Origin of the sequence: Sneathiella sp., from assembly GCF_002694385.1 — a bacterium.
Classification (GTDB): Bacteria; Pseudomonadota; Alphaproteobacteria; order Sneathiellales; family Sneathiellaceae; genus Sneathiella.
Window position 1 is genome coordinate 1 of record NZ_NZMB01000016.1, and the last position, 19,037, is coordinate 19,037.

The following is a 19,037-nucleotide window of genomic DNA, read 5'->3' on the forward strand; positions in this document are numbered from 1 at the left end:
CGATCTATGACGGCTCGTGGGCGGAATGGGGGGCGGATCCCGACCTGCCGCCGGTGATGATGGGCTCCCACCTCGATACCCAGCCGACGGGCGGCAAGTTTGACGGGGTTTATGGCGTTCTCGCCGGGCTGGAGGTGCTGCGCAGCCTTGATGATGCGGGGATTGCGACCCGGCACCCGCTCGAAGTGGTTGTCTGGACCAATGAGGAAGGCTCGCGCTTTGCGCCCGCCATGGTGGCGTCGGGCGTGTTTGCGGGCGCGTTTGACCTTGACTATGGCCTCAGCCGTACCGATCCCGAGGGCCGGACCCTCGGCGCGGAGCTGAAGCGCATCGGCTATGCCGGAACGGAGGAGGTCGGCGGCCGCGAGATCAAAGCCTTTTTTGAGGCGCATATCGAACAGGGGCCCATTCTGGAGCAGGAGGAGAAAACCATCGGCGTTGTCATTGGCGCGCAGGGGCAGCGCTGGTATGAGATCACGATCACGGGGCAGGAGGCCCATGCCGGGCCGACGCCGATGACGCGGCGCAAAGACGCGCTTCTCGCCGCCGCCCGCCTTGTGAGTGAGGTAAACCGCATCGGCCTCGCCCATCCGCCCCATGGCTGCGCCACCGTCGGCATGATGGAGGTGCGCCCCAATTCCCGCAACACCATCCCGGGGGAGGTGTTCCTGACCGTCGATTTCCGCCATCCCGATGATGCGGTCTTGAGCGAGATGGACGCCGCGCTCCGGGCCTTCGCGGAAAACGTCGCGGCGGAAAAGGGGCTTCAACTGGCGCTCGCGGAAATCTGGTATTCACCGCCCGTCCGTTTTGATGCGGACTGCATCCGTGCGGTGCGGGAGGGGGCGCAGGCCGCGGGCCTGCCGCATATGGACATTGTCTCCGGCGCCGGGCATGACGCCTGCTATATCGCCCGCGTCGCGCCGACGGCGATGATCTTTATCCCCTGCGAAGACGGCATCAGCCATAACGAGATCGAGGCGGCCACTCCCGAAGACCTCGCCGCCGGTTGCAATGTCCTGCTGCATGCCGTGCTGGAGCGGGCCGGAACGGCCTGAAAATTATAAGATTGAATTATCTAGAATTTAAAACATAAAATAAATTAAAAATTAGAAATATTTTTTGAGAACATAGTTTTATTTTATTAGGGCGCAATTTTTATTAGTATATGCATTTTCATACCAGATTTTGTTCAATTTTTCGTTGTTCCAGCACAATGGACAATCATTAGCGTTGTTGTCATAAATATGTGTGCCGATAGATTTCCAAATTACTCCGAGGATGAAATCATCACTAGGACCATCTAAATTAGCGAGCACGCCTACAGGAACATTTTGATCAATATCTGATTTTTTTATTTTATTGTTTTTTATCGCATAGAGAAAAGATTTTCCGGAATTCATGCCAATATTAAACAATCTTTTTCGTTCGTCAGATTTCCCAGAGTTTAGCGATAATATTGAGCATTCAAATGCTGACCATGTCGTTCTGCCTAGCTTGGCATATTCCAGTGAATTTTTTTCCTCTGCTGCTGCTACTGTGGAAAGAAGGCTTAAGGCCAGCATGAAAATTGCTAATAATGCGTTATGACTCATTATTTCACCTCTCTAGATCGCCTTAAATGTCAAAACACAACAATCCCTTTAATTGTATATTACATTGATAATTCAATTACGGAATCTAAATCGGTCTGTTTTCCGTTTCAGCCCTGTTTCTGCTTCTGTCGGCGCTCCTGATAGAGCACATAGAGGCCGCTGCCGACGATGATGGCGGCGCCCAGAATGGTGAACCCATCGGGGAAATTGCCGAAGAAGATCAGCCCGATGATCGTCATCCAGATAAGCTGCGTATAGTTGAACGGCGCGGTGGTGGAGGCGGTGGTATATTCAAACGCCTTGATCATGATGAAATGGCTGACTCCGCCGATCAGCCCGACAAGCGCCAGCAGGCCCCAGCCGAACAGATCGGGCGTCGTCCAGAAAAACGGTACGATGCAGCTCACCACCACGGTGCCGACCGAGACGGAATAGAAGGCGGTGGTCAGCGAATCATCCACGCCCGCCAGAAACCGCGTCGTCAGCTGATAGAGCGCATAGCAAAGCGCCATCAGCAGCACGAGGAACATCGCCGGATGCACCTCCGCCAGGCCGGGGCGCAGCACGATCATCGCGCCGGTGAAACCAACCGCGACGGCGATCCATTTCTGTTTGTTGACCTTTTCCTTCAGCAGGATTGCCGAGAGCAGAATCACGAAGAAGGGGGACGTCGCCCCGATCGCCCCGGCATCGGCGAGCGGGATATATTTGACGGCGGTGAAGATGGAGACAGTCGCGCCGAGCAGCAGGATGGAACGCACCACCTGCATTTTAAGATTATTGGTGCGGATCAGCTTGCGGCCATGGGTTGGCCCCAGAATGATGACCATCAGCAGGATATGAAAGAAACAGCGCGCCCAGACCACCTGGATGGGATTGAAAAACCCCGAGGCATATTTGGCGACGGCATCCATTGTCGCAAACAGGAAAATCGCGCAGCAGAACAGCAGAATGCCCTTATGGGCGGATTGCACCTTGAGCGGAATGGCGGAGGCGGACATGAGAAACCTTTTTATTGTTATTGGAGGAGCGGCCTCCCTCCGGACAGAATTCTTCCCCTTCACATGAATGTCAAGTATCGGCAGAAGCCCGCCGGACAGAAGCATATATTTACCGCTTCCTATTTGCCGCGCGATTGGGTAGTTTCTGCCATCATGACAAACGAACTTATCTATGAACAAGATGGGGGGATCGTAACCCTCACGATCAACCGGCCAGAGGAGCGCAATGCCCTCGCGGGAGATGAATTTTTCGCGGCATTTATGAATGCCGCCGAACGGATCAATACGGACAACAGCGTGCGCTGCGTCATCCTGACAGGGGCGGGCAAGGCCTTCTCCGCCGGGGGCAATGTCAAGCATATGCGCGACAAGGAAGGGCTGTTCGCGGGCAGCCCGGCGGAAATCCGCAATTCCTATCGCTACGGCATCCAGAAAATTCCGCTCGCCTTCTATAATCTGGAAGTGCCGACGATTGCCGCCGTCAACGGCCCGGCCATCGGCGCGGGCTGCGATCTGAGCTGCATGTGCGACATTCGAATCGCAGGCAAATCCGCGCTGTTCGCCGAAAGTTTCGCCAAGCTCGGGATCATACCGGGGGACGGCGGGGCGTGGTTCCTGCCGCGCATCATCGGCAGCAGCCGCGCCGCCGAACTGACCTTCACCGGCGAAATGATCAATGCCGACACCGCCCTTGAATGGGGCCTGGTCTCCGAGGTGGTGGAGGATGCGGATCTGATGACCGCCGCCAAGAAACTCGCCGGGCGAATCGCCGCCAACGCGCCGCATGCGCTGCGCATGGCGAAAAAGCTGCTGCGCGAAGGGGAACATAGCCGCCTTGAAAGCCTGCTGGAAATGTCCGCGGCCTTGCAGGCGATTGCCCATCATACCAAGGATCACAGTGAAGCCATCGACGCCTTTTTCGAAAAACGGCCGGGTAACTACAAGGGTGAGTGAGCCGGTCCTCATTTTTGAAGGACGGGAGGCGGCCGCCTGGCTGGCCGGGGCCGGATATCGCATCGGCCTCGCCAGCCCGGCCCTCTATCCGCAGCAGGCGGCGGGGGATATCTTTAAGTATAACAATCAAGTCTGCCTCGTAAGGGGCGAAAAAATAACGAAAATAACCGAACAAAACTGGCTCTCCGGCGTGCCGGACGGCCTTATTCTGCATCGCCCCAATAAGGCGCAGCGGCGCCTACTGGACGGGTTGTGGAAACGGCCGGGCGGCGCCTGACCGGCGGGCGGAACGACATAACAAAGGAGGGGCCATGACGGAAAATCCGGCCGCGCTTACCCGCCTTCTTAACGACATCCGCGCCTGCCGCCTCTGTGCGGCGCATCTGCCCCTCGGCCCTCGGCCCGTGCTGATTGCCGATATCCGCGCCCCCATCCTGATCGCCGGGCAGGCGCCCGGCACAAAAGTTCATGAAAGCGGTATCCCGTGGGATGATCCGTCGGGGGAGCGTTTGCGCGACTGGCTCGATGTGCCGCCGGAGGTTTTCTATGACCCGCGCTATTTCGCCATTGTGCCGCAGGGGTTCTGCTATCCGGGCAAGCTCGATAAAGGCGGCGATGCGCCGCCCCGCCCCGAATGCGCGGCAACCTGGCATCCGCGCCTGATCCCGGAACTCAGAAATGTCGCCCTGACGCTTGCGGTCGGGCAGTATGCGCATAAATACTATCTGTCTTCCCGGCGCAAAAAGACCCTGACGGAGACGGTGGCCGCCTATCGCGACTATGGCCCCGCTCTCCTGCCGCTGCCGCATCCAAGCTGGCGGGTGCAGGGCTGGATGAAGAAGAATGATTGGTTCGAGGCGGAGGTTATCCCGCATCTTCGGGCCCGCGTCCATACGCTGCTTGATGAGGTGATGTAATGCTGCCGCTTTTCCGTCTGCTGTCCGGCCTCTGGCTCGGTACTCTGCTCGTCGCCTGCACGCCCGTAGTGCAGGAAGCCGGGGAAAACCGGGGCGAGCCGGAGCTTGGCGAGAGTTATCTGCAGGCGGGGGACGGCGCGCGGCTGCCCGTCCGGCTGTGGCCCGCAGAGGGGGAGGCCAAGGCCATCCTGATCGCCGTGCATGGCTTCAATGATTACAGCCATGCCTACAGCCTGCCCGCCGACTGGTGGCAGGGGCAGGGCATCACCACCATCGCCTATGATCAGCGCGGCTTTGGCGAGGCCCCGAATTTTGGCATCTGGCCGGGCAAGGAATTGCTGATCCGTGATCTCAAAACCATGGTGCAGGAGGCGCGGGCGAAATATCCCGAAACGCCGCTCTATCTGATCGGCGAGAGCATGGGCGGCGCGGTGCTGATCACGGCGCTCACCAGCGATGATTTCCCGGAGGTGGACGGGGTGATCCTGTCCGCGCCCGCGGTCTGGGGCTGGCAGGCCATGAACCCCTTCTATCAGGCGATCCTGTGGGCGGCTGCGCACAGCGTCCCCTACGTCACCCTCACGGGGGAGGGAACCGGCATTCAGGCGAGCGATAATATCGAGATTCTGAAAGCCCTCGGCGCGGATCCGCTGTTTATCAAGGAAACCCGCATCGACGCCATCTATGGCCTTGTCGATATCATGGATGAGGCCTATGACGCCGCCGGGAAGCTGGGCGATGTCCCCATCCTGATGCTTTATGGCGCGCATGACCAGCTTGTCCCGGAGGAGCCGACCGGGAAAATCGCCGCCGAACTGCCTGCGAGCGCCGAGCTTGTCTATTACGAGGATGGCTGGCATATGCTGATGCGCGATCTGCAGGGGCCGGTCGTGTGGAAGGATATCGCCGGATGGATCCTGAACCGGGATATCCCGTCCGGCAAAAAAGTCGCCGAACTGCCGTGGATCAAGAGCGAAGACTAAGGAAATTCAACAAATTACCGATTGCACACACAACCGTATTGCGATAGTAAAATATACTCTATCTCAATCTGATCAGGTGTTTTCATGCGGTTTGTTTTCAGCGTTCTTGCCGTCCTTATTCTTGTCGGCTGTACGGCGACCGGGCCAAAATTTTCAGATCATAATGCGGGCCTGAAGCCCGAACCCGGCAAGGCTCTCGTTTATGTCTATCGGTTGGATCAATTCCGGGGGGTTGGTGTAACCTCACCATTCCTGGATAACGGAAAGCAGGTCGGGATATTAAATGCAGGCGGATATATCACTTTTCAAACCGATCCGGGTGAGCATGAATTTCGGACAGACGTCCATGTTGTTGATGAAGCGATGCTGCTGGATGTCGTGGAAGGACAAACATACTATTTGAAAATTTTCACTCAGGGAGTGTGGCGCATGGTCTTTAACACAGTCCTTGTGCCCGAAGAAAAAGCGGTCATCGAGCTCAAGGAAATGCGCTATCAGGGAGACTAGGCCGGGCTCACCGTCAGTTGTCGGATCAGCGGCAGCAGTTCGTTGAAATGATCGATGATATGATCGGGGCCGAGCTGTTGCACTGGCGTTTCCGTGTAGCCAAAGCTGACGGCGATCACCGGCATTTCCGCACCCTTCGCGGCATCAATATCGCTGATGCTGTCGCCGACCATAAAAGCGCGGCGGGACGCGACGCCCATCGCCTCCAGCGTGCCGGTCAGATGGCGCGGATCGGGCTTGCGAAAGGGAAAGCTGTCGGCGCCGATGATGGCATCCAAATAGGAGGCGAGATTCAGATCCTCCAGCAGCGGAATGGCGAATTGCAGTGGCTTGTTGGTGCAGACGCCCATGACCGCGCCTTCATGGCGCAGCGCGTCAAGGGCCTCCCGCACCCCGTCGAAAACACGGCTCTCATCGCTCACATGCGCGCCGTAATAGGTGAAGAAATATTCCACAAGCTCTTCAAATTTCTCAGGTTCCGGCATGCCGCCGGTGGCCACAAGTCCGCGTTCCAGCAGCACCCGCGCGCCGCGTCCGACCATATGCCGCACGGCCTCAAGGCTAACCGTCTCCCGGCCACCGCGTTGCAGCGCGTGATTAAGGGCGGCGTGAAGGTCCGGCGCACTGTCCACCAGCGTCCCGTCCAGATCGAAAATAACGGCGATATCGAGCATTTATGTAAAATCCGGTAACATTTTTTTATTTGTTTCTCTGTAGGGTTAGGGCTTATTTAGGCCCAAGTCCAGTGGCAAGAACTGTTAATTTGCGAAAAACGAGTAAAGATATGTCAAGCATTGCCGCCGTTGTCCTCGCAGCCGGGGCCGGCACACGCATGAAATCGAACAAGCCCAAGGTGATGCATGAGCTGGGCGGTCGTCCCATGATCAATCACCTGCTGGGCAGCGTCGCCATGCTCACGCCCGAGAAGGTCGTGGTCGTCACCGCGCCGGCCATGGACAGCGTCAAAAAAGCCGTCGCGCCCGCCGAAATCGCCATTCAGCAGGAAGCCCTTGGCACCGGCCATGCGGTGGCCGCGGCGCTCGATAGTCTTGAGGGATTTACCGGCGATGTGCTTATTCTGTATGGCGATACGCCGCTGATCGAAACGGCGACCCTTGAAAAAATGATTGCCAAGCGCCGGGANAAGGCGNCCTGCGCCGTNGTCGTGCTGGGGTTCGAACCCGACGATCCGCTGGAATATGGCCGCCTNGTNACCGATAAAGACGGCAATCTCACCGCCATTGTCGAATTTGCCGATGCAAGCGCGGAGGAGCGGGCCATCGGNCTNTGCAATTCCGGNGTCATGGCGATTTCCGGCGCNCATCTTAAAGANCTGATCACCGCCATNGNNAANANNAACGCCAAGGGGGAATATTACCTCACCGATATCGTTGAAATCGCCAATAAANGCGGCCTCACCTGCGCCTATGTNAAGGGTGANGAGGAGGAGCTNCTCGGCGTCAACAATCGNNCNCAGCTTGCGGAGGCCGAGGCCATTGCGCAGGCCCGCTGGCGCGCCNCCGCCATGCANAATGGCGCGACGCTGATTGATCCCGNTCAGGTGTGGTTCAGCCATGATACAAAACTCGGGCGGGATGTGGTGATCGAGCCCGGCGTCTTTTTCGGCCCCAAGGTGACGGTCGGNGATNANGTNCGNATCAAGGCCTTCAGCCATCTGGAGGGCACATCCATTGGCGNGGCGGCGCAGATCGGCCCCTTCGCNCGGCTGCGCCCCGGCGCGGAGATTGCCGAAGATGTGAAAATCGGNAATTTTGTCGAGGTGAAGAAATCAACNNTGGANAAAGGNGCNAAAGTCAGCCATCTCTCCTACATCGGNGATGCNCGNGTGGGGGCGGAGGCNAATATCGGCGCNGGCACCATCACCTGCAACTATGACGGCTACGACAAATTCAANACCGATATCGGNGCGGGGGCCTTCATCGGNTCCAACAGCGCNTTGGTCGCGCCGGTCAAGATCGGNGACGGGGCCATCATCGGCGCGGGCAGCACCATCTCCCGCGATGTGGCGGCGGANGCNCTNGGNNTNGANCGGGCGNCGGANCAGCAGAAACCNGGCTGGGCNAAACGCTTCCGNGAGCTCAANAANAAGATTGTAAAATAGTTATATCTATCTGATTTAAAAGGTATTTGANATATGTGTGGGATTATCGGNGTTCTCGGCAAGAAANACGTTGTGCCGTCATTGATCGGCGGTCTGAAGCGGCTTGAGTATCGCGGCTATGACAGCGCCGGGATCGCNACCCTGACGGACAGCGGNCTGGACCGCCGCCGCGCCGAAGGCAAGCTCGAAAATCTCGAAAAAGTGCTGCAATCTAACGGCCTTCAGGGCCTCGCCGGAATCGGCCATACCCGCTGGGCGACCCATGGCGTGCCGAATGAAGTGAACGCCCATCCGCATATGACGGGGCAGATTGCCCTCGTCCATAACGGCATTATCGAGAATTACCGCGAACTGGCGGAGGAATTGACGGGCAAGGGCTACAGCTTTGAAAGCGAGACCGATACGGAAATTGCCGCGCAGTTGATCAGCAGCTATATCGACGCGGGCAAAACGCCGGAGGAGGCGATGGCCGCCGCGTTGAAACGGCTGCACGGGGCCTTCTCTCTCGCCGTTATCTTCAAAGGCCATGACAATCTGATGATCGGCGCGCGCCGCGGCGCGCCGCTCGCGGTCGGCTGGGGAGAGGGGGAAATGTATCTCGGCTCTGACGCCCTCGCGCTCGCGCCGCTCACGGTGCGCATTTCCTATCTGGAGGAGGACGACTGGGCCGTTCTCACCCGTGATGGAGCCACCTTCTATGACAAGGATCACAACAAGGTCGAACGCGCCATCAAGCAGACGCAGCTTTCCGGCGCGATGATCGGCAAGGGCAACCACCGCCATTTCATGATGAAGGAAATCGCCGAGCAACCCGCCGTGATGGGGGAGACGCTGAATGCCTTCTTCAACCCGAAAAGCCGCACCATTACGCTGCCCGACCTGCCGTTCGACTGGAATGAGCTGCCGAAAGTCACCATTGTCGCCTGCGGCACGTCCTTTTACGCCGGGATGATCGCCAAATACTGGTTCGAGGGGATTGCCGATCTCAATGTAGAGGTGGATATCGCCTCCGAATTCCGTTACCGCCACATGCCGCTCAAAAAAGGCGGCCTCGCGCTCTTTATCTCCCAGTCCGGCGAGACGGCGGACACCCTCGCCGCGCTGAAATACGCCAAGGCGAACGGACAGCATATCGCCTCCATCGTCAATGTGGAGGAAAGCTCCATGGGCCGGGAATCGGATTTCGTCTTCCATNCCCAGGCCGGGCCGGAAATCGGCGTCGCCTCCACCAAGGCCTTCACCTGCCAGCTTGTGACGCTGGCCTGTATTGCCATTGACGCGGGGGTGAAGCGCGGCGTCATCAACCATGCGGAGGAGGCGCGGCTTTGCAAGGCGCTGGCCGAAGTCCCGGCGCGGGCGGCTGAAATCCTCGATAGTGACGAAAATATCCGCGGCCTTGCCGAGGAAATATTCGAGGCCCGCGACGTGCTCTATATCGGTCGCGGCACGGGCTATCCCATTGCCCTTGAAGGCGCGCTTAAATTAAAGGAAATCTCCTACATCCATGCGGAAGGCTATGCCGCGGGAGAGCTCAAGCACGGACCCATCGCGCTGATTGACGAGCTGGTGCCGGTGATCGTGGTCGCGCCAAGCGATCCCTATTTCGAGAAAACCGCGTCCAACATGCAGGAGGTGATGGCGCGGAATGCGCGGGTGATCTTCCTCTCCGACGCCGCCGGGATCAAGCAGCTTGGCGATCGCGCGCTCGGCTCTATCGAACTGCCCGCCGTCGATCCGTTCGTCGCGCCGATCCTCTATGCGATCCCGGTGCAGATCCTCGCCTATCACGTCGCGGTTCTGAAAGGCACCGACGTCGATCAGCCCCGCAACCTCGCCAAATCCGTGACGGTGGAGTAGGGGTTACTAGTAAGGAAAATATCAATTAATTCTTTTAAAGTGCGGATTATTTCCGCCATCTTTGTTATTTAACAGTTCAACGATTTTTCCGAGCCGTTCATTGATTGTTATCAAGGTAGCCAAAACCCCTATAGAAAGTATATAGATTATGGCAACGCCACCTACTATTGAGAGTAGTGTTACAAGGTCTGTATTCGTAACGGATAGATTATTCCAAAGCAAAAGAACACCAAACAGGGCCAAGACGTGAAGGATATTTAACATAGTTCCAAAAATATTCGATATCCAACTATTCATACTTGTTAGCTCCTCAAAAAATAGTTTAAGAGAGCTGAATTTACTATTTTTAATTGCCTAATTCTATATAATTCGCCAAATCCGTCACGGTGGAGTAGGGGTTACTCCTTGCATTCAGGTGGGGCGACGGACTTCTGACAGTCGATAAAATGGGACAGGCCGTCCATCGCCTTGTCCCAGAAACTTTTCGCCGCCTCCTCTGTTCCTTGAGGTGCGACAAGCCAGGCAAGGAGGAGCAGAATACACCCAATGAACACTCCCCAGATCGCCGTTGACAGCCATGACCGCATGCCAATCAAAAGCCAGCTTGTGAAGCGTTGGCCCAAGCCGCGCTTTTGCCCGACCAGCTTATCAAGATCACGAACAGCCTGGCCGATTTCCTGATGTTCCTGAAGGAATTTGCGGCGTGCCTCTTCCAGTGTTGCGTCCTGCATCGCCTGAAGAAAGTCTTGCAGTCGTTTCGCGCCGCCCTCTTTGAAAACCTTGATATTTTCCGGATCGGTCGCGACGGTATCCTGATATTTGCGCAGCTTGATGGCAATTTCGTCGTCAGAATCGCCGGTTTGTTTCAGATATTCGGCGCGCTTCCGCTTTTCATGTTTATAGAACAGATAGGCAAACTGGCCGGAAATATCTTCTTCATCCTGAACAAGGGTATCATAAATCCATGCCATGGGTTAAAAGCGCCCCCCAACGCTTTGCAGAACAGAGCCGGGCGGTTCTATTCCTTGTTCTTGGCGGCTGTTTTGGATGCCGGAGTGACTTCCTCATCGGCCTGTTCAGCCGGCGGCCAGCCGTCGATTCCTTTGACATGAACATGCGGTAGATTTCCGAAAAGATTGTACCGTTTGAACCTGTCGATAATCTTCTGACGTTCCTTTTTCGTCAGGATCAGGGCTTCTGTCTTTGACATGTCTTCCTCGCAATCAGACATAACCGGGGCTATTCTACACCAGATTGCCGATCCGGAATATAAAAAACACGCGGTTTCGAACGCCGGGCGGGTGGGCTCTCTGCCCATATGATGGGATAGCCATCCATCCTATAATATGGGAAGAATTCCAGGCCGATCAACGTCCGGCGCGGCTATTCCGCCGCAATGCGGGCGCCGCCGATGCCCTTTTCCTCCACCTCATGGATATAATCGCGGGTCAGCGGCAGATCGGTCAGGCGTTTCGCCAGCTGGATCTGGAACACCATCAGGCCGCTGTTGCGGAACGACACTTCGCTCGCCGAGAGATAATAGTCCCACATGCGGCAGAAACGGTCGTCATACATCTCCCGCACCTTGTCGATATTGGCGTGGAAGCGCTGCCGCCAGGCGCGCAGGGTCTCGGCATAATGTACGCGCAAAATCTCCACATCGGTGACATAGAGCCCGGCCTTTTCGATGGCGGGCATCACCTGCGACAGCGACGGGATATAGCCGCCGGGGAAAATATATTTTTCGATCCACGCATTGGTGGGCGCGGGTACATCTGCGGCGCCGATGCTATGCAGCAGCGCCACCCCGTCATCGGTGAGGATATCCTTCACCTTGCGGAAAAATTTCCCGTAATGGGGCGCGCCCACATGTTCGAACATGCCGACGGAGACAATGCGGTCGAATTTCTCGCCGACATCGCGGTAATCGGTCAGGCGGTAATCGACCCGCTCGCCAAGGCCCATTTCCGCCGCTTTCTGCCGGGCGTAGGCATGCTGGTTCGTGGACAGGGTGACACCGGTGACATTGACATCGGCATGTTCGGCCAGAAACCGCGCCATACCGCCCCAGCCGCAGCCGATATCGAGCACTTTCTGCCCCGGTTTCAGCGCCAGCTTGGCCGCGATATGCGCCATTTTCTGTTGCTGTGCCTGATCGATGCTGTCATCGGGCGTCTTGAAATAGGCGCAGGAATATTGCCGGTTCTTATCCAGAAACAACTCGTAAAACTCATCGCCAAGATCGTAATGATGGGCGACATTGCGGCGTGAGCGGCTCTTCGGGTTGAACTGTTTGAAGAACCAGTAGAAACGATAGAGAAAATCCCCAAAACTGGCGAGAGGATGACGCGACCCCCAGCCGAGATTACGGGTGAACAGATCCAGCAGATCATAGATATCGCCGCCTTCAACACTGATGTCCCCCTCCATATAGGCTTCGCCGAGATAGAGTTTGGGATAAAGCGCGAGCTTGTTTTCCACCGCTTTTGAATGCAGGCGCAGGGTGAGGGCGGGTCCCTCCGTCCGGCCTTTGAAATAATGCTCCTTGCCGTCCGCATCGAAAACCGTCAGCGTACCCTGGGTGATGAGGCGTTTGAGCAGTTGCGACAACAGGAACATCCGAACTCCTTTCAGCTTGCGAGCCGAAGCAGTTTCGTCTCCGGTTATCCGAAATGACCGGAGGCGTCGAACGGGAGGGCAGTCAAACGTCCCGGGAGGGGCGCCGTTGCGTTTGAATTTACCCGGGCCACAGCAGAATTGCGTGAACCGGGATCAGCCTGCCGACGTTCGTCTTCAACTCATGCAAATTCAAACATTAGATAATTCTGGATCGTGATTCGCGCAAAATCAAGCCCCTTTTTCCAATGCCGGAGCGAAAAGGGGCCTGAAAACAGCGGTTTCCCGGTCAAGGCTGCCGGATCCGGGACAGGGAAGATCAGTCGATCAGGGAAATGGCGCCAAGGATAAAGCGCACGTCCCCCGCCTCATCCAGAAGCGGGCAATCGACGCTTTCAAATTCCTGACCGGTGGTGCCCTGCACCTCGGCAAAGCCGCAGCAGCGGCGGCAGTGACGACTTTCGACGACACTGTCGAGATACGCGGCGAGACGGCGCAATTCCGGCAACGGGCTGGTGCGGGTGATGTCATGCCCGCGCAAGGAGACGCCAATAAGCGTCACCACGCCTTCGCCGTTCAGGCGACGCTGATAATGGCCCGGCGCGGCTACTTCATTCAGATAGAGGGACGGGGCAATGCTCCAGTGCTCAGTGATATCAAAATCGCTGCGGCGCGGCAGCGCGGGCTGATACCCGGCCCACCAGTCATACAGCCGCCGCACCGGCTGAGTGCGGAAATCATCTGCGGATGTCACCTCAAGACGGATAATTTTTCTGAAATTGTCCGACCGAGCCTCCTCCTCCACCTGTTCCGTCATCCGCGTTCCCTCTGTTTTATGGCGCTGTTACAGCCCTATTTTTTGTAAATATCTTCCGACGATGTTGCCTGTTTGTGGGCGCTGAGGCTCTGCGCCTCGATAAAGACGCGGCGGATGTCCGGAAATTCCGTCTTGATGCGCCGCTCCAGATCGCTGATGGTCTGCTCCACCTCGGCGGCGGTAAGGGGATCGGCGAAATCAAGGCTGAGGTTAACCAGTATATCCTTCGGCCCCAGATGCATGGTCAGCAGCTCATTGAGATTTTCGATCCGCGGATCGCGGGCGACCAGCGCGCGCACGCCCTCCCGCACCACGGGTCCCGCACTCTCCCCGATCAGCAGCCCCTTGCATTCGATGGCGAGCAGTACGGCAACACTGGCGAGAATGGCCGCGATAACCACGGAGGCCACGCCGTCCAGTTCCGGAATGCCGAGACGCTGGGCAAGGAAAATCCCGATCAGCGCCGCAATCAGGCCCAGCATGGCGGCCGTATCCTCGAACAGGATGGTAAAGACGGTGGGGTCCTTGCTCTGGCGCACCGACTGCCAGATGCCGCGTTTGCCAATGCCGCGCTTGAATTCCAGCCAGGCGACGGTCCAGGCCCAGCCTTCAAAAATAATGGCAAGGCCCAGCACCACATAATTCCAGGTGGGATCGGTGATCGGCTCCGGATGGGCGATATGCTTGATCCCTTCATACAGGGAGATCCCGGCGCCGAGCGCGAAGATCAGGATGGCGACGACAAAAGCCCAGAAATACAGCTCCATCCCGTAGCCGAACGGATGAATCGCATCGGCCCGCTTTTCCGCGCGTTTGAGCCCGTGCAGCATGAGAATCTGGTTGCCGGTATCGACTAGCGAATGCACGCCTTCAGACAACATCGCCGAAGAGCCGGTGAAAAAAGCGGCGGTGAATTTGGAGACGGCAATCAGGGAATTGCCGATCAGCGCCGCGTAGATAACCTTCTTGGAACCGCTCGCCATCTTTTTCCCCTCATCAACTTTTTTATCGGCGTCAATTTGATCTTCACCAACTTCAATTGTAAAATCAAGCGGCCATTCGCGGGCAATGATTGACTATTGACCTTTCTGTCCTAAACTCCAAATCCCCCACAAGGGGAAAAGCCGAGGGCGGCAATCCGCTTCTCGCGTGCCTTTAATTCAGACATTTCAGACCATAGAACCCAAGGAGGGCGTCATGCTCGACAAGACCACAAACCCGCTTAACCTGAAAGATCCCGATCTCCTCCGGATGCAGGGGCTTGTGGGCGGCAAATGGTGCGATGCGGATAGCGGCGCAACCCTTGAGGTGACCAACCCCGCCACGGGGGAGGTGATCGGCACCGCTCCGAAAATGGGACAGGCGGAAACCCGCCGCGCCATTGAAGCGGCAAAGAAGGCCATGCCCGGCTGGGCCGGCAAAACGGCCAAGGAGCGGGCTGTCATTCTTCGTAAATGGCATGATCTGATGCTGGAAAATACGGATGATCTCGCCCGCATCATGACCATTGAAATGGGCAAGCCGCTGGCCGAGGCAAAGGGGGAGGTGGCCTATGGCGCGTCTTTCATCGAATGGTTCGCCGAAGAGGGCAAGCGCCTCTATGGCGACACCATCCCGGAGCATCAGAGCGACAAGCGGATCGTTGTCATCAAGCAGCCGATCGGCGTCACCGTCGCCATTACGCCGTGGAATTTCCCCATCGCCATGATTACCCGAAAGGCCGCGCCTGCGCTTGCCGCCGGTTGCCCGATGGTGATCAAGCCTGCGGAGCTGACGCCTTATTCCGCCTTCGCCATCGCGGTGCTGGCGGAACGGGCAGGGATACCTGCCGGAATTTTGAGTGTCGTAACGGGGGAATCCTCGGAAATCGGCGGTGAGATGACCTCCAACCCCATCGTCGCCAAGCTGACCTTCACCGGCTCCACCCGGGTTGGCAAGCTGCTGATGGAAAAATGCGCCGCGACAGTCAAGAAAACCTCCATGGAGCTTGGCGGCAATGCGCCCTTCATCGTCTTCGATGACGCCAACCTTGATGAAGCGGTGGAGGCGGCCATCGCCTCCAAATACCGCAACTCGGGCCAGACCTGCGTCTGCGCCAATCGCCTGTATGTGCAGGATGGCATCCATGACGCCTTTGTTGAAAAGCTTGCCGCACGGGTGAAGTCGCTCAAAGTCGGCAATGGCCTCGATGACGGGGTGATGCAGGGCCCGCTGATCACCGAGGCGGCGGTTGAGAAGGTTGAGGCGCATATTAAAGATGCCGTGCAGAAAGGCGCGAAAGTGATCGTCGGCGGCGAGCGCCACAAGCTCGGCCACAGCTTTTTTGAACCCACCCTGCTGACCGGCGCAACACAGGACATGATTGTCGCGCGGGAGGAAACCTTCGGACCCATGGCCCCCGTCTTCAAATTCAAGGACGAGGCGGAGGTGATCCAAATGGCCAATGATACGGAATTCGGCCTTGCCGCCTATCTCTGCGCGCGGGATATCGGCCGCATCTGGCGGGTCGGCGAAGCGCTTGAATATGGCATTGTCGGCATCAATACGGGCATCATCTCGACGGAAGTCGCGCCCTTCGGCGGGGTCAAGCAATCGGGCATCGGGCGCGAGGGATCAAAATATGGCATTGATGATTACCTCGAGATTAAATACATGTGTATCGGCGGCATCAACAGCTAACGACGTCCGCCAGGGGCTGCGCCAACCCGATGCCTGCCCGGCATCCGACCCAAGGGAAGTATAGAAGTGACATTTGATTACGATCTGTTTGTTATCGGCGCCGGATCCGGCGGCGTTCGCGCCTCGCGCATTTCCTCCAGCCTCGGCGCCCGCGTGGCCATCGCCGAGGAATATCGCGTCGGCGGCACCTGCGTCATCCGCGGTTGCGTGCCCAAAAAGCTGCTGGTCTATGCGAGCCATTTTTCCGAAGATTTCCATGACGCGGAAGGCTATGGCTGGACGGTGGGGGAGACCAGCCACTCCTGGCCGAAGCTGATCGCCAACAAGGACAAAGAGATCGACAGGCTGAACGGGATTTATCACAACATCCTGAAAAACAACAATGTCACGCTGTATAATGGCCGGGCGACGCTTCTTGACAAGAACACCGTCAAGGTCGGCGATCAGACCATCACGGCGAAATATATCCTGATCGCGACGGGCGGCACGCCGGTCATGCCCGATGTGCCCGGCATTGAACATGCCATCTCCTCGAATGAGGCGTTTCATCTGGAAAGCTTCCCCAAACGGGTGATCGTGGTTGGCGGCGGCTATATCGCCGTGGAATTCGCCGGGATTTTCAATGGCCTCGGCGCAGAGGTGACGCAGCTTTACCGCAGCACGCAAATTTTGCGCGGCTTCGATGATGATGTGCGGAATTTCCTTGCCGCTGAAATCCAGAAGAAAGGGATCCAGCTGCGCACCAACGCCAATCCGGCGAAAATCGAGAAAACCGACAACGGATTGAAAGTCACACTGGAAGACGGTGATGTGCTGGAAGCCGATGCCATCATGTATGCCACGGGCCGGGCGCCGAATACGAAGGACATCGGCCTTGAGGAAGTGGGCGTTACGCTTAAAGAAAACGGCGCGGTCAAGGTGACGCCGGATTCGCAGACATCGGTGGACAATATCTATGCGGTCGGCGATGTCACGGACCGCATTGCGCTGACCCCCGTCGCCATTCACGAAGGCATGGCCTTCGCCGAGACGGTATTCGGCGGACGGCCGCGCGCAGCCGATCACGAAAATGTCCCCTCCGCCGTCTTTTCCCAGCCGCAGGTCGGCACCGTCGGGCTGACGGAGGCCGAGGCGCGGGAGAAATTCGGCGCGGTGGATATCTATAAATCCCAGTTCCGGCCGATGAAAATGACACTGACCGGCGGGACGGAGCAGGCGTTTGTCAAGCTGATTGTCGAGCCGAAATCGGACATCGTCGTCGGCGCGCATATCGTCGGTGGGGATGCGGCGGAAATCATTCAGGCCGTCGGCATTGCCCTTAAATGCAAGGCGACCAAGGCGCAGTTCGATGCGACCGTCGGCGTGCATCCGTCGCTGGCCGAGGAGATTGTTACCATGCGCGAGAAATATACCGGCGGCTGATCCGTCGCCCGCCGCCACATCAAAACAGCCGATTTTTTTGCGAAATCGGCTTAAAAATCATTTGTTAATGTTTGCGAAACCCGCAAAAGACTGTAGATATAGTCATAAGAGACAGTCGTAATTTAAGGAATAAAGAGATGCCGAAATCCTGGACCCCCGATAGCTGGAGACAAAAACCCGTCCGCCAGCTGCCGACATATCCGGACATTCAGGCCCTTGAGGCGGTTGAGACGGAACTGAAGTCCTTTCCGCCGCTGGTATTTGCAGGTGAGGCGAGAAGCCTTAAGAAAAAGCTGGCGGATGTGGCCGCAGGCCGCGCGTTTCTGCTGCAGGGCGGCGACTGCGCCGAGAGCTTCGCCGAATTTCACCCCAATACCATCCGCGACACCTTCAAGGTGCTGCTGCAGATGGCGGTGGTGCTGACCTATGGCGCCAACTGCCCGATTGTGAAGGTTGGCCGACTTGCCGGGCAATTCGCCAAGCCGCGCTCCAGCGATACCGAAACGGTGAATGGCGTCGAACTGCCGAGCTACCGCGGCGATATCATCAACGGCTTCGAGTTTGACGAAGCCTCCCGCGTGCCCGATCCGCAGCGCATGCTGAAAGGTTATCTGCAGGCGGCGTCCACGCTCAACCTGCTGCGCGCCTTTGCGCAGGGCGGCTATGCGGATCTGCATCAGGTGCATAGCTGGAACATGGGCTTCGTCGCCAGCGGCCCGCAGGGCGAACGCTATCAGGAAATGGCCGACCGCATCCATGACGCGCTCGCCTTCATGGAGGCCTGCGGCGTGACATCAGTCAATACGCCGGAAATGGGACGGACGGATTTCTATACTTCCCACGAAGCCTTGCTGCTGCCTTATGAGCAGAGCCTGACCCGCGTTGACAGCACATCAGGCGATTACTACGACACCTCCGCCCATATGCTGTGGATCGGCGATCGCACCCGCGACCCCGATGAAGCGCATGTGGAGTTCCTGCGCGGTGTCGCCAATCCGATCGGCGTGAAGGCCGGACCAAGCCAGACGGCGGACGGGCTTCTGAAACTCATGGATACGCTGAACCCGAAGAATGAGGCGGGCCGCATGACTGTCATTTGCCGCTTCGGCGCGGATAATGTTGAAAAGCACCTGCCGCAGCTCATCCGCCGGATCGAACGGGAAGGGCGCACTGTTGTCTGGTCCTGCGATCCGATGCATGGCAACACCATCAAATCCTCGACCGGTTACAAGACCCGGCCGGTGGACCGCATCCTGACCGAAGTCCGTCAGTTCTTCGATGTGCATCAGGCCGAAGGCACCTATGCCGGTGGCGTGCATTTCGAAATGACCGGGCAGAATGTCACCGAATGTATCGGCGGCGCCTTCGAGGTGACGGAAGAGGGCCTCAGCGATCGCTATCATACGGCCTGCGATCCGCGCCTCAATGCCGATCAGGCGCTGGAACTGGCGTTCCTGATTTCTGAAATGATCAAGCAGGAAAGGAGCAACGGGGCCGCCATCGCCGCTGCCTCGTAACGCCCGACGGATATGAACAGCCAGAAGCCAGTTGACACGCGGGAGGCGGT

At 57.6% G+C, this 19,037-nt stretch carries 19 protein-coding genes and 1 pseudogene; 11 read left to right on the forward strand and 9 right to left on the reverse strand.

All coding sequences use genetic code 11. The features are described 5' to 3' along the window. On the forward strand, positions 1–1,058 hold a 1,058-nt coding region (locus CMN55_RS10260), incomplete at its 5' end, for a Zn-dependent hydrolase (RefSeq protein ID WP_293949711.1). A 78-nt stretch (positions 1,059–1,136) separates the two neighbouring features. On the opposite strand, the gene CMN55_RS10265 is transcribed toward CMN55_RS10260, so the two are convergent. Both CMN55_RS10265 and CMN55_RS10270 read right to left on the reverse strand, forming a co-directional pair. Further along, positions 1,137–1,595, reverse strand: a complete 459-nt coding sequence (locus tag CMN55_RS10265; RefSeq protein ID WP_293949712.1) for a hypothetical protein — start codon at positions 1,593–1,595, stop codon at positions 1,137–1,139. A 107-nt stretch (positions 1,596–1,702) separates the two neighbouring features. Then, entirely contained in the window at positions 1,703–2,596 is an 894-nt protein-coding gene (locus tag CMN55_RS10270) for a DMT family transporter (protein WP_293949713.1), read from the reverse strand. Positions 2,597–2,749: 153 nt separating this feature from the next. Here CMN55_RS10270 and CMN55_RS10275 point away from each other — a divergent pair, with 153 nt between their 5' ends. From CMN55_RS10275 to CMN55_RS10295, 5 genes are all read left to right on the forward strand, one after another. Continuing rightward, complete coding sequence (locus CMN55_RS10275; protein ID WP_293949714.1) at positions 2,750–3,550, forward strand: crotonase/enoyl-CoA hydratase family protein; 801 nt, start codon at positions 2,750–2,752, stop codon at positions 3,548–3,550. Further along, positions 3,543–3,827, forward strand: coding sequence for a hypothetical protein (locus CMN55_RS10280; RefSeq protein WP_293949715.1), 285 nt, complete (start codon positions 3,543–3,545; stop codon positions 3,825–3,827). Before CMN55_RS10275 ends, CMN55_RS10280 begins: the two co-directional genes overlap by 8 nt. Positions 3,828–3,861: 34 nt before the next feature. After that, entirely contained in the window at positions 3,862–4,467 is a 606-nt protein-coding gene (locus CMN55_RS10285; RefSeq protein WP_293949716.1) for a uracil-DNA glycosylase family protein, read from the forward strand. Then, a complete protein-coding gene (locus tag CMN55_RS10290; RefSeq protein ID WP_293949717.1) occupies positions 4,467–5,450 on the forward strand; it encodes an alpha/beta hydrolase in 984 nt (327 codons plus the stop codon). Before CMN55_RS10285 ends, CMN55_RS10290 begins: the two co-directional genes overlap by 1 nt. 84 nt (positions 5,451–5,534) lie before the next feature. Continuing rightward, positions 5,535–5,957, forward strand: coding sequence for a DUF2846 domain-containing protein (locus CMN55_RS10295; RefSeq protein WP_293949718.1), 423 nt, complete (start codon positions 5,535–5,537; stop codon positions 5,955–5,957). On the opposite strand, the gene gph is transcribed toward CMN55_RS10295, so the two are convergent. Beyond that, positions 5,954–6,631: a phosphoglycolate phosphatase gene (gene gph, locus CMN55_RS10300; RefSeq protein WP_293949719.1), complete on the reverse strand. Its 678-nt coding sequence runs from the start codon at positions 6,629–6,631 to the stop codon at positions 5,954–5,956. The two genes, CMN55_RS10295 and gph, sit on opposite strands and share 4 nt — an antisense overlap. A gap of 110 nt (positions 6,632–6,741) precedes the next feature. On the opposite strand from gph, the pseudogene glmU reads away from it, so the two are divergent. Together glmU and glmS are read left to right on the forward strand one after the other, a co-directional pair. After that, a pseudogene (gene glmU / locus CMN55_RS10305) lies at positions 6,742–8,079 on the forward strand (bifunctional UDP-N-acetylglucosamine diphosphorylase/glucosamine-1-phosphate N-acetyltransferase GlmU). A 33-nt stretch (positions 8,080–8,112) separates the two neighbouring features. Beyond that, positions 8,113–9,936: a glutamine--fructose-6-phosphate transaminase (isomerizing) gene (gene glmS / locus CMN55_RS10310; protein ID WP_293949720.1), complete on the forward strand. Its 1,824-nt coding sequence runs from the start codon at positions 8,113–8,115 to the stop codon at positions 9,934–9,936. A 21-nt stretch (positions 9,937–9,957) separates the two neighbouring features. Here glmS and CMN55_RS10315 read toward each other — a convergent pair whose 3' ends face one another. The 6 genes from CMN55_RS10315 to CMN55_RS10340 form a co-directional block, all read right to left on the reverse strand. After that, on the reverse strand, positions 9,958–10,233 hold the full coding sequence (locus CMN55_RS10315) for a hypothetical protein (RefSeq protein WP_293949721.1): 276 nt from the start codon (positions 10,231–10,233) through the stop codon (positions 9,958–9,960). 101 nt (positions 10,234–10,334) lie between these two features. Continuing rightward, on the reverse strand, positions 10,335–10,907 hold the full coding sequence (locus CMN55_RS10320; protein ID WP_293949722.1) for a hypothetical protein: 573 nt from the start codon (positions 10,905–10,907) through the stop codon (positions 10,335–10,337). A 47-nt stretch (positions 10,908–10,954) separates the two neighbouring features. Then, positions 10,955–11,146, reverse strand: a complete 192-nt coding sequence (locus CMN55_RS10325; protein ID WP_293949723.1) for a hypothetical protein — start codon at positions 11,144–11,146, stop codon at positions 10,955–10,957. A gap of 173 nt (positions 11,147–11,319) precedes the next feature. Then, positions 11,320–12,555 carry an SAM-dependent methyltransferase gene (locus tag CMN55_RS10330; protein WP_293949724.1) on the reverse strand — a complete coding sequence of 412 codons (1,236 nt, stop codon included), beginning with the start codon at positions 12,553–12,555 and terminating at the stop codon, positions 11,320–11,322. A 316-nt stretch (positions 12,556–12,871) separates the two neighbouring features. Continuing rightward, positions 12,872–13,369, reverse strand: coding sequence for a PAS domain-containing protein (locus CMN55_RS10335; protein WP_293949725.1), 498 nt, complete (start codon positions 13,367–13,369; stop codon positions 12,872–12,874). Positions 13,370–13,404: 35 nt separating this feature from the next. Further along, positions 13,405–14,352 (reverse strand): cation diffusion facilitator family transporter, encoded by a 948-nt coding sequence (locus CMN55_RS10340; protein WP_293949726.1) that lies wholly within the window; start codon positions 14,350–14,352, stop codon positions 13,405–13,407. 214 nt (positions 14,353–14,566) lie between these two features. Between CMN55_RS10340 and gabD the strand changes: the two genes are divergently transcribed. From gabD to CMN55_RS10355, 3 genes are all read left to right on the forward strand, one after another. Further along, positions 14,567–16,048 (forward strand): NADP-dependent succinate-semialdehyde dehydrogenase, encoded by a 1,482-nt coding sequence (gabD, locus tag CMN55_RS10345; protein WP_293949727.1) that lies wholly within the window; start codon positions 14,567–14,569, stop codon positions 16,046–16,048. A gap of 66 nt (positions 16,049–16,114) precedes the next feature. Next, complete coding sequence (gene gor, locus CMN55_RS10350) at positions 16,115–17,470, forward strand: glutathione-disulfide reductase (RefSeq protein WP_293949728.1); 1,356 nt, start codon at positions 16,115–16,117, stop codon at positions 17,468–17,470. 137 nt (positions 17,471–17,607) lie between these two features. Then, positions 17,608–18,987, forward strand: a complete 1,380-nt coding sequence (locus CMN55_RS10355; protein ID WP_293949729.1) for a class II 3-deoxy-7-phosphoheptulonate synthase — start codon at positions 17,608–17,610, stop codon at positions 18,985–18,987. The last annotated feature ends 50 nt before the right edge of the window (positions 18,988–19,037 follow it).